This window comes from Novosphingobium sp. 11B, assembly GCF_054589055.1.
The window spans coordinates 1-8,303 of sequence record NZ_BAAILP010000069.1 but is presented as its reverse complement, the minus strand read 5'-3'; the positions used below and the strand labels follow the sequence as shown (position 1 = coordinate 8,303).

Genomic DNA, 8,303 nt, shown 5'->3' with positions numbered 1-8,303 from the left:
GAAGCAATCCAGGGCAGCCTTACACCGCTCTGGATTGCTTCGCTGCGCTCGCAATGACGAAAGGGGTTTAAGGTGGGGTGCTTGCGCTTGGCGCGAGGGAAGAAAAGCTCACCAGTATCGCATAACCTGTCGCGGTGACGGGGCCGTCGATCTGGGCGCAGTCGAGATAGCCAAGATCGGCATGGCCGAGCGACTGCGGTTCCAGCGCAAGGAGGAACGCCGTGCCTGCGGGGGTGAAGGTTTCGCCGGATGCGATGCGCTGCATCTCGCAAGTGTAAGCGCCGCGGCGAACCATGGCGTTGAGGTCGAGCACCGGCCCGCCCAGCGGGACACCCTCGACGCTCGCAGCGCCGTCGAAAGGGAAGGGCGCGCTGACGGGGTCGAGTACTGCGTCGACGGCTCCGGATAAATGCAGGGTGCCTTCGAGCACCGACAGCGTTCGGTCGATGCCCTCGAATGACGAGAACGGTCCGGCCTGTTCGACGCGCGCCATGCTGAGGCGCCACAGGAAATCGTCCATGCCCGCGCCGGGCGGAAAGACGGCGATCTCGCGCGTGGTGCCGCCGCCGTTCTTCCACGGAACCTCCGGGCAGTCGGCGGCGCGGATGATGCGGGCGATGGTCATGGGCGGATACTCACGAAAATACATTCGTCATTGCGAGGAGGCGAAGCCGACGAAGCAATCCAGGGCGGTTTACGCGGCCCTGGATTGCTTCGCTGCGCTCGCAATGACGAGCATGGGGGAAGGATTACAGGATGCCCGGCAGGTCCAGCCCCTTTTCCACCGCGCAGTCCCGCGCGATCTCGTAGCCCGCGTCGGCATGGCGCATGACGCCGGTGGCCGGGTCGTTCCACAGCACGCGCTCAAGCCGTGCGGCTGCCTCGGGCGTGCCGTCGGCCACGATCACCATGCCCGAATGCTGCGAGAAGCCCATGCCCACGCCGCCGCCGTGGTGCAGCGACACCCATGTCGCGCCGCTGGCGGTGTTGAGCAGGGCGTTGAGCAGCGGCCAGTCCGACACCGCGTCCGACCCGTCCTGCATCGCCTCGGTCTCGCGGTTAGGGGAGGCGACCGAGCCGCTGTCGAGGTGGTCGCGGCCGATCACGACCGGGGCCTTGAGTTCGCCCTTCGCGACCATCTCATTGAAGGCGAGGCCGAGACGGTGGCGGTCGCCCAGACCTACCCAGCAGATGCGCGCCGGAAGGCCCTGGAAGTGGATCTTCTCGCGCGCCATGTCGAGCCAGTTGTGCAGGTGCGCGTTGTCCGGCAGCAGTTCCTTCACCTTGGCGTCGGTCTTGTAGATATCCTCCGGATCGCCCGAAAGCGCCGCCCAGCGGAACGGCCCGACGCCCCGGCAGAACAGCGGACGGATATAGGCAGGCACGAAGCCGGGGAAGTCGAAGGCGTTCGCCACGCCCTCGTCCAGCGCGACCTGGCGGATGTTGTTGCCGTAGTCGGTGGTGGGAACCCCGGCCGCCTGAAAGTCCAGCATCGCGCGTACATGCTGCGCCATCGATGCCTTGGCGGCCTTGGCGACTGCCTCGGGTTCGCGCTCGCGCCGTTCGATCCATTCGGCGACAATCCAGCCTGCGGGGAGGTAGCCGTTGATCGGATCGTGGGCGCTGGTCTGGTCGGTCAGCAGGTCGGGGCGAATGCCGCGCGCGTAGATTTCGGGCAGCAGCTCGGCGGCATTGCCCAGCAGGCCGACCGAGACGGGCTTTCCGTTCGCCTTCGCCTGCTCGATGATGGCCATGGCCTCTTCGATGGTGGCGGCGGACTTGTCGAGATAGCCGGTGCGCAGGCGCATCTCGATCCGGCTGGGCTGGCACTCGATGGCAAGGCACGATGCGCCCGCCATGACCGCCGCCAGCGGCTGCGCGCCGCCCATGCCGCCAAGGCCCGCCGTCAGCAGCCACTTGCCCGAAAGGTCGCCGCCATGGTGCTGGCGGCCCATCTCCACGAACGTCTCGTACGTGCCCTGAACGATGCCCTGCGTGCCGATGTAGATCCACGAACCGGCGGTCATCTGCCCGTACATGGCAAGGCCGCGCTTATCGAGTTCGTTGAAATGCTCCCAGTTCGCCCAGTGCGGCACGAGGTTGGAATTGGCGATCAGCACGCGCGGCGCATCGGCATGGGTGCGGAACACGCCGACCGGCTTGCCGGACTGGACCAGCAGCGTCTCGTTGTCTTCAAGGCGCTGGAGAGTCTCGACGATCCGGTCGTAGCTCTCCCAGTCGCGCGCGGCGCGGCCGATGCCGCCGTAGACCACCAGCTCCTCCGGACGTTCGGCGACATCTGGGTGGAGGTTGTTCATCAGCATGCGCAAAGGCGCTTCGGTTAGCCAGCTTTTCGCGGAAAGCTGCGTGCCGGTGGCGGGCTTGATGACGCGGGTATTGTCGATACGGGTCATGTCAGGATTCCTGAAGAGCGAAGGCGCGGGCAGCCTTCATGATCTGGGAAAGCGTCTCGGTGATCGCGGCGGCGCGCGCCGGATCGAAGGCGGGGGGCCAGTTGGCCTCGCCGAGCATCTCGGGTTCGTCCATGTAGCCGTGGATGGCGAGTTCCATCTGGATGGCGTGAACGCCCTTGTCGGGCTGGCCGTAATGCCGGGTGGTCCAGCCACCCCGGAAGCGGCCGTCGAGGACGTGGCTCTCGCCCGATTGGGCGCAGATGCCTTCGACGGCGGCCGCCAGCGCGGGATCGCAGGTCTTGCCGCCGTTGGTGCCGATGTTGAACTGCGGCAGTTCGCCGTCGAACAGGCGCGGCACATGGCTGCGGATCGAGTGCGCGTCGTAGAGCACCACCCGGCCATGGACGGCGCGCAGCCGGTCGATCTGGGCCTGCAGCGCAGCATGGTACGGATCGAACCAGAGCGCGAGGCGGCGGGCGATTTCGGCCTCGCCCGGCGCTTCACCCGCATAGAGCGGTTCGCCATCGAAGGTAGTCGTCGGGCACAGTTCGGTCGTCGCCTGCCCCGGATAGAGCGAGGCGCCCGAAGGATCGCGGTTGAGGTCGATCACGCTGCGCGAGATGCGCGTGCTGACAAGGGTGGCGCCAAGATCGGCGGCGAAGGCGTAGAGTTCGTCCACCCACCAGTCGGCATCGCGCCGCGCCAGCCACTCGGACGCGAAGAGGTTCCCCACGTCGGCAAGCTGGGTGCCGACGTGGGGGAAGGCGACGATGAGGGGGGCGTCGCCTTCGATGACTTTGAGCCAGTCGCTCACGCTACACCGGGGAGGCTGTCACCTGCGGAGGCAAGCAGCGCGCCCGAACGGATCAGCAGGTTGGCCGCCTCCATGTCGGGGTGGAAATGGCGGTCGTCCTCCAGCGTCGGCACCTTGTCACGCAGGGTTGCGCGGGCTGCCTCAAGCGCATCGCTGGACGCGAGCGGGGCATGAAAGTCGCACCCCTGCGCGGCGGCGAGCAGTTCGATGCCCAGCACGGCGGTGGCATTTTCCGCCATGTCGAGCAGGCGGCGCGCGCCGTGGGCGGCCATCGAGACGTGGTCTTCCTGATTGGCCGAGGTCGGGATCGAATCCACGCTGGCCGGATAGGCGCGCTGCTTGTTTTCGCTGACGAGCGCGGCGGCGGTCACCTGCGGGATCATGAACCCCGAATTGAGGCCGGGGCGCGGCGTCAGGAAGGCGGGCAGGCCGGACAACGCGGGGTCCACCAGCATGGCGATGCGGCGCTCGGCGATCGAGCCGATCTCGCAGATGGCCATGGCGATCATGTCGGCGGCGAAGGCGACCGGCTCGGCATGGAAGTTGCCGCCCGAAAGCGCTTCGTCGGTCTCCGGGAAGATCAGCGGGTTGTCGGAAACGCCGTTGGCCTCGATCTCCAGCGTGGTCGCGGCCTGGCGCAGAATGTCGAGCGCGGCGCCCATGACCTGCGGCTGACAGCGCAGGCAGTAGGGATCCTGCACGCGCGCATCGTTTTCCAGATGGCTGGCGCGGATGGCGCTGCCGGTCATCAGGCTGCGCAGGGCATCGGCAACCTCGATTTGACCCCGATGTCGCCTTAGCGTGTGGATGCGCGGGTCGAACGGGGTGTCGGAGCCCTTGGCCGCCTCGGTCGAGAGCGCGCCGGTGACGAGCGCGGAGCGGAACAGCAGTTCGGCCTCGAACAGCCCGGCCAGTGCGTTGGCGGTCGAGAACTGGGTGCCGTTGAGCAGCGCCAGGCCCTCTTTAGGCCCCAGTTGAGTGCTGGTGAGTGCCGCTCTGTGCAGCGCCTCGGCGGCGGGCAGGCGTTCGCCTTCGTAGAAGATCTCGCCCACGCCGATCATCGTCGCGGCCATGTGGGAAAGGGGGGCAAGGTCTCCGCTCGCACCGACCGAGCCCTGGCATGGCACCACCGGGGTCAGCCCCTTGACCAGCATCGCCTCCAGCAGCGCCACCGTCTCGGGGCGCACGCCCGATGCGCCTTGCGCCAGGCTGGCGAGCTTCAGCGCCATCATCAGCCGGATCACCGGCACCGGCGAAGGCGCACCCGTGCCCGCTGCGTGGCTCAGCACGATGTTGCGCTGGAGCGTCGCGAGGTCCTCGTCCCCGATCCGCACGCTGGCGAGCTTACCGAAGCCGGTGTTGATGCCGTAGACCGGCGCGCCCTTCGCCAGAATGCGCGCAACGGCGGCGGCGCTTTCCGCCACGCGCGGCGCGCAGGCCGGGTCGAGCGTGACGGCGGCGCCGCGATAGACCGCGCGCCAGTCCGCCAGCGGGACACTACCAGGTGTGAGCAGGACAGGATTCATTGACCACTCCAGATGCGGGCATGGAGCGGATTGAACCCCATGCGATAAACCAGCTGCGCGGGACGTTCGACGTCCCAGATGGCGAGATCGCAGCGCTTGCCCGCCTCCAGCGTGCCGCGATCCGCAAGCCCGAGGGCGCGCGCGGCATTGCGAGTGACGCCTGCAAGGCATTCAGGCACGGTGAGGCGGAACAGCGTCGCGCCCATGTTCATCGTCAGCAGCAGCGAGGTGAGCGGCGACGTGCCGGGGTTGCAGTCGGTCGCCAGTGCGATGGGCACCCCGGCGGAGCGCAGGCCCGCGACCGGCGGCAGCTTAGTCTCGCGCACGAAATAGTACGCGCCCGGCAGCAAGGTGGCGACGGTGCCTGATGCGGCCATGGCGGCGATCCCGGCCTCGTCGAGATGTTCGAGGTGATCGGCGGACAACGCCCCGTGCCGCGCCGCCAGCGCCGCGCCGTGGAGGTTGGAAAGCTGCTCGGCATGAAGCTTCACCGGTAGGACGTGGCGCGCGGCGGCGGCGAACATGCGCTCCGTCTGCGCCGGGGTGAAGCCGATGCTCTCGCAGAAGGCGTCCACCGCATCGGCAAGGCCGAGCGCGGCGACCTCGGGCAGCACTTCGTCGCAGAGCAGGGCGATGTAGCCGTCCGCGTCGTCCGCGAACTCGGGCGGCAGGGCATGCGCGCCGAGGAAAGTGGTGGCGATGGACACCGCGCGTTCTTCACCCAGACGGCGGGCGGCGCGCAGCATGCGGATCTCGCTGTCGCGGTCGAGGCCGTAGCCGGACTTGACCTCCACCGTGGTCGCGCCTTCCGCGATCAGCGCATCGAGGCGGGGCAGGGCGGCGGCGACGAGTTCGTCCTCGCTCGCGGCCCGGGTGGCGCGCATGGTGGAGACGATACCGCCCCCGGCCCGCGCGATCTCCTCGTAGGAGGCGCCGCCCAGGCGCATCTCGAACTCGGCCGCGCGGTCACCGCCGTGGATCAGGTGGGTGTGGCAGTCGATCAGGCCCGGGGTGATCCAGCGGCCTTTGCAGTCGACGATCCGCTTCGCATGGAGGGCCGGAGCCTCCGCAGCAGGCCCGGCGTAAGCGATCATGCCGTCCTTTGCCGCGATCACGCCATGGTCCACCGCGCCCATGCCTTCACCTGCCATAGTGGCGAGCCGGGCGCCTTTCCAGACGGTGTCGTACAGCATGATTCCGTGGCCCTCGTTTGCCTCGCCCATTGTGATTGCACCGTTCAAAATTAATGTATAGACAAAAAATCGAAGCAAGGAGCAGATTCATGTCGGCAAGGTCGGATGGGCGGCACAGGTCATTGTTTTTCGAGCATTGTCTGCTGCCCGAAGGCTGGGCGCGGAATGTCCGCGTTACGCTGGAGCAGGGGCGGATCGCCGCTGTCGATGCAGGTGCGGAACCCTCGCCTGGAGACGAGCGCCACCCTTGCGCGCTGCCCGGAATGCCCAACCTGCACAGCCATGCCTTCCAGCGCGGCATGGCGGGCCTTGCCGAGCAGCGCGGCCCTGCGAACGACAGCTTCTGGACCTGGCGCGAGATCATGTACCGCTTCGTCCAGCGCATGACCCCGGACGACGTGCGCGCCATCGCCGCGATGGCCTATGTCGAGATGCTGGAAGGCGGCTTCACCCGCGTCGGCGAGTTCCATTACCTGCACCACGACCGCGAGGGCCGCGCCTTCGTCGACGTCGCGCAGATGAGCGCGGCGGTGCTGGCGGCGGCCGGGGACACCGGCATCGGCATGACGCTGCTGCCGGTGCTATACAGCTACGCCGGGTTCGGCGCGCAACCGCCAGCCCCCGCGCAGGCGCGCTTCGTCAACGATCTGGACCGCTACGCACGGTTGCTGGAAGGGGCTGAGGCCCATGCCCGCGCGCTGCCCGATGCCGTGGTCGGCGTGGCGCCGCATTCCCTGCGCGCCGTCTCGCCCGATCAGCTGCGCGATCTCGAACCGCTGGCGAAAGCCCGTCCGGTTCACATCCACATCGCCGAGCAGGTGAAAGAAGTGGACGACTGCCTCGCATGGAGCGGTCGGCGCCCAGTCGAATGGCTGCTGAACAATGCCGAAGTGGACGCGCGCTGGTGCCTCGTCCATGCCACGCACATGACGGAAAGCGAAACCGTTGCCGCGGCGCGTAGCGGTGCGGTGGCAGGGCTATGCCCGATCACCGAGGCGAACCTCGGAGACGGGCTGTTCCCGGTGGAAGCGTTCCTGCAGGCGGGTGGCCGCTATGGCATCGGCAGCGATTCCAACGTGCTGATCGACGCGGCCGAGGAACTGCGCCTGCTCGAATACGGCCAGCGCCTGACGCGCCGCGCGCGCAACGTAATGGCCCGGGAAAGCGGCCGCTCCACCGGCGCGGATCTTTACGCAGGCGCGCTGACGGGCGGGGCGGCGGCATTGGGCGTCGAGGGCGGCATCGCGGTCGGCCTGCCTGCCGACATCGTCAGCCTGAACCTCGATCATCCGGCGATGGTGCACCGGGCGGGCGATGCGATAACCGACAGCTTCGTCTTCGCCGCCGGGCGCTCGGCCATTGACTGCGTGTGGCGCCATGGCGACAAGCTGGTGAGCGAAGGGCGCCACCATGTCCGCGACCGGGTGGTCCGCGACTATGCCAAGGTACTGGAGACACTGATCGCGTGAGAATGCCCCTTCACGAACGCATTCGATCGGATTTCGAGGGCCGCATCCTCGGCGGCGAACTGGCTCCCGGTGACCGCCTGCCGATCGAGCAGGAGCTGATGCAGGAATACGGCTGCTCGCGCATGACCGTGAACAAGGCGCTCTCGGCGCTCGTCGCGGCGGGGCTGATCGACCGGCGCAAGCGGGCGGGGACGTTCGTGGCGCGTCCGAAGGTCCATTCAATGGTGCTCGACGTGCCCGACATCGCCGCGCAAGTGCGCGAGCGCGGGCAGGACTATGCTTTCCAGCCCATCCGCCGCCGGGTCCGGGCAGCGGGCGATGACGAGGAGGAAGTGCTGCTCGCGGGCGGCGGGGAACTGGTCCACATCGATGGCCTGCACCTCGTCGATGGCGCGCCGCTTGGCGTGGAGTTCCGCCTGGTAAGCGCTCTGGCCGTGCCGGAGATCGTTGGCGCCGACCTCGACGCGGTTCCTCCGGGGACGTGGCTCCTGCGGCACGTGCCCTGGACCGAGGCGGAGACGCGCATCTCGGCCGTCGGCGCGCAAGTCGAGGAAGCGGAATGGCTGGGCGTGGCGGTCGGAACGCCGTGTCTGTGCGTCGAGCGCCGGACGTGGCGCGGCTCGGAGCGGATTACTTACGTGCGCCAGCTGTTCCTCGGCGATGCCTACGACATGGTGGCGCGCTTCGGCCCGGTGGCGCCATTCGGCGGTATGCCGCGGGAAGGTATGAAAGTTTGAATGGATGGGGAGCGGACCTGTCCGGATAAAGTTCAGGGTGACGGCGGATTTGGGTGATGGGGTGGACGCCCCCCGACGGCATCGATGTGCCATAGTGGAGGTGTTGAACACCACTTGAGGAGGCGTCCGTGTCGGAAGTTACCACAATCG

Annotated in this window: 7 protein-coding genes; 2 read left to right on the top strand and 5 right to left on the bottom strand. The window is 67.9% G+C overall.

Features of this window, described 5'->3' with window-relative positions; translation table 11 throughout:
* Nucleotides 1-67: 67 nt before the first annotated feature.
* The 5 genes from ACYPYD_RS06335 to hutI form a co-directional block, all read right to left on the bottom strand.
* On the bottom strand, nucleotides 68-625 hold the full coding sequence (locus ACYPYD_RS06335; RefSeq protein WP_459662501.1) for a HutD/Ves family protein: 558 nt from the start codon (nucleotides 623-625) through the stop codon (nucleotides 68-70).
* Between the two features lie 124 nt (nucleotides 626-749).
* Complete coding sequence (gene hutU / locus ACYPYD_RS06330) at nucleotides 750-2,414, bottom strand: urocanate hydratase (RefSeq protein WP_459662499.1); 1,665 nt, start codon at nucleotides 2,412-2,414, stop codon at nucleotides 750-752.
* A gap of 1 nt (nucleotide 2,415) precedes the next feature.
* Nucleotides 2,416-3,228 carry an N-formylglutamate deformylase gene (gene hutG / locus ACYPYD_RS06325; protein WP_459662498.1) on the bottom strand — a complete coding sequence of 271 codons (813 nt, stop codon included), beginning with the start codon at nucleotides 3,226-3,228 and terminating at the stop codon, nucleotides 2,416-2,418.
* Nucleotides 3,225-4,754 (bottom strand): histidine ammonia-lyase, encoded by a 1,530-nt coding sequence (gene hutH, locus ACYPYD_RS06320; protein ID WP_459662497.1) that lies wholly within the window; start codon nucleotides 4,752-4,754, stop codon nucleotides 3,225-3,227. The genes hutG and hutH overlap by 4 nt, the downstream gene beginning before the upstream one ends.
* Nucleotides 4,751-5,947 (bottom strand): imidazolonepropionase, encoded by a 1,197-nt coding sequence (hutI, locus tag ACYPYD_RS06315; RefSeq protein WP_008829315.1) that lies wholly within the window; start codon nucleotides 5,945-5,947, stop codon nucleotides 4,751-4,753. The genes hutH and hutI overlap by 4 nt, the downstream gene beginning before the upstream one ends.
* Nucleotides 5,948-6,036: 89 nt before the next feature.
* Here hutI and ACYPYD_RS06310 point away from each other — a divergent pair, with 89 nt between their 5' ends.
* The gene (locus ACYPYD_RS06310) at nucleotides 6,037-7,416 is read left to right on the top strand and encodes a formimidoylglutamate deiminase (RefSeq protein WP_211151603.1); all 1,380 of its coding nucleotides are present in this window, start codon (nucleotides 6,037-6,039) and stop codon (nucleotides 7,414-7,416) included.
* Between the two features lie 2 nt (nucleotides 7,417-7,418).
* Nucleotides 7,419-8,153, top strand: a complete 735-nt coding sequence (gene hutC, locus ACYPYD_RS06305; protein WP_008833402.1) for a histidine utilization repressor — start codon at nucleotides 7,419-7,421, stop codon at nucleotides 8,151-8,153.
* Nucleotides 8,154-8,303: the final 150 nt, after the last annotated feature.